This is a genomic window from Streptomyces sp. NPDC056222 (assembly GCF_042264065.1).
Lineage (GTDB): Bacteria > Actinomycetota > Actinomycetes > Streptomycetales > Streptomycetaceae > Streptomyces.
Window position 1 is genome coordinate 1 of record NZ_JBHJTL010000200.1, and the last position, 2,377, is coordinate 2,377.

Sequence of the window (2,377 nt, forward strand, 5' to 3'; positions counted from 1 at the left end):
GCGTCTCAACACTACTTACGCGACGGCTGTAAGGCCGGCTGTTTGTGCGTCGCGCGTGGCCCCCCACCTTTTTGGGGGGGGGGCCACGTCTTTTTTCGACGCGGTTCGAGCCGGTTGCCCACGGCAGTCATCGCAGCGCAACAACAAGGCGCTACGGTGGCGCACAGGCCCCCCGGGGGAGAACTCGGGGGAGAGACCGACGGAAGGCGCTGATCTTGGGAAAGGTCGTGCTCGTCACCGGTGCGGCTCGGCATCTCGGAGGCCGTTTCGTACGTCGGGTCCAGCGGGATCCCGAGGTGGACCGGGTGGTCGCCGTGGATGCGGTCGCGCCGACGCACGATCTCGGCGGGGCCGATTTCGTCCGGGCGGACATCCGCCAGCCCGCGATCGCCAAGGTGCTCGCGGAGCATGACGTGGACACGGTCGTCCATATGGACGTCACGGGTACGGCGCTCGGCGCCGGGGGCCGGTCGTCGATCAAGGAGACCAACGTCATCGGCACCATGCAGCTCCTCGGTGCCTGCCAGAAGTCGCCGCGGATCACGCGGCTGGTGATCAAGTCCAGTACGAGCGTCTACGGCTCCGCGCCCCGCGACCCGGCCGTCTTCACCGAGACGACGCCTCCCAAATCGCTGCCGAGCGGTGGGTTCGCCAAGGACGCCGTCGAGGTCGAGGGGTACGTTCGGGGCTTCGCGCGGCGCCGGCCGGACGTGGCCGTGTGCGTGCTGCGGTTCGCGAACATCCTCGGGCCGCGGGTGGACTCCCCGCTCGCCGAGTATCTGTCGCTGCCCCTCATGCCGACCGTCTTCGGTTACGACCCGAGGCTGCAGTTCGTGCACGAGGACGATGTCATCGACGTCCTGGAGCTCGCGTCGCGTGAGCCGCGCCGGGCGACGCTGAACAGCGGCACGTTCAATGTGGCCGGCGACGGGGTGCTGCTGCTTTCGCAGTGCGCGCGGCGGCTGGGGCGCCCGACGGTGCCGGTGCTGCTGCCGGCCGTCACCTGGGTCGGCTCCGCGCTGCGGACGGTCGGCGTGACCGACTTCGCGCCGGAGCAGATCCGGCTGCTCACCCACGGCCGAGTGGTCTCCACGGTCCAGATGCGCGAGACGCTGGGGTTCGCCCCCCGGTACACGACGGCCGAGACCTTCGCGGACTTCGCCCGCAGCCGTGGACCGGGGCTGCTTCCGCCGGAGACGCTCGCGGGGGCCGTGGACCGGGTCGCGGCCCGACTGGATCAGAAGGAGCCCAGGTAACGATGGCGGACGCCAAGGTCATTCCGTTCGACGACGACCGGTCACGGGCGCGGCGGCGGCCCGCGAGGGCGGCCCGGGACGCCGCTGTGCGGGCGCTGCCGGGCCAGCACAGGCCGGAGGAGACCGAGTTCCCGTCCAGGCCCGCGGCGGAGCCCGTGACGGCCCCGGAGGGCGCCGAGGAGGCGCCGCAGCGCCGCGGCGGGTGGGAGCGGCGGCTCGCGGGCGGGCTGGCGTTCCTGCGGCGGCGGGTGACGGGGGAGTACGAGGTCGACGAGTTCGGCTACGACAAGGAGCTCACCGACCAGGTCCTCATGTCGCTGGTGCGGCCGCTGGCGGAGAAATATTTCCGCGTCGAGGTGAAGGGTGTCGAGAACATCCCCGCCGAGGGGGGCGCCCTGGTCGTCGCGAACCACTCCGGGACGCTGCCGCTGGACGGCCTGATGATGCAGGTCGCCGTGCACGACCACCACCCGGCCGGGCGGCATCTGCGGCTGCTCGCGGCCGATCTGGTCTTCATGCTGCCGGTGGTCAACGAGCTGGCACGCAAGGCCGGGCACACGCTGGCCTGTGCGGAGGACGCGGAGCGGCTGCTGAAGGCCGGCGAGATCGTGGGCGTGATGCCGGAGGGGTTCAAGGGCATCGGCAAGCCGTTCGGCGAGCGCTACAAGCTGCAGCGGTTCGGTCGGGGCGGCTTCGTGTCGACGGCGCTGCGGGCCGGGGTGCCGATCGTGCCGTGCTCGATCGTGGGTGCGGAGGAGATCTACCCGATGATCGGCAACGCGAAGACGCTGGCGCGGGTGCTGGGGATTCCGTACTTCCCGATCACGCCGACCTTCCCGTGGCTGGGGCCGCTGGGTGCGGTGCCGCTGCCGACGAAGTGGACGATCCAGTTCGGCGAGCCGATCGCGACGGACGGCTATCCGCCCGAGGCCGCCGAGGACCCGATGCTGATGTTCAACCTGACCGACCAGGTCCGGGAGCAGATCCAGCACACGCTCTACAAGCTGCTGGTGCAGCGGAGGTCGGTGTTCTTCTGAGCCGACGGTCGAGCCGACGGTGCTGACGGTTCCAACGGTGGTTCTGCCGGCTGTACGACGATGGGGCGCCCCTCCATGGAGGGG

2 protein-coding genes are annotated in these 2,377 nt (G+C 70.8%); both read left to right on the plus strand.

The window, feature by feature from the left end; translation table 11 throughout:
• Window positions 1-215: 215 nt before the first annotated feature.
• A complete protein-coding gene (locus tag ACFC0D_RS38415; protein WP_376446733.1) occupies window positions 216-1,256 on the plus strand; it encodes an NAD-dependent epimerase/dehydratase family protein in 1,041 nt (346 codons plus the stop codon).
• Window positions 1,257-1,258: 2 nt separating this feature from the next.
• The gene (locus ACFC0D_RS38420; RefSeq protein ID WP_376446736.1) at window positions 1,259-2,293 is read left to right on the plus strand and encodes a lysophospholipid acyltransferase family protein; all 1,035 of its coding nucleotides are present in this window, start codon (window positions 1,259-1,261) and stop codon (window positions 2,291-2,293) included.
• Window positions 2,294-2,377: the final 84 nt, after the last annotated feature.

Bases quoted from the DNA above. Each gene is read 5' to 3' on its own strand.
- ACFC0D_RS38420 (WP_376446736.1), top strand. From the start codon at position 1,259: ATGGCGGACGCCAAGGTCATTCCGTTCGACGACGACCGGTCACGGGCG.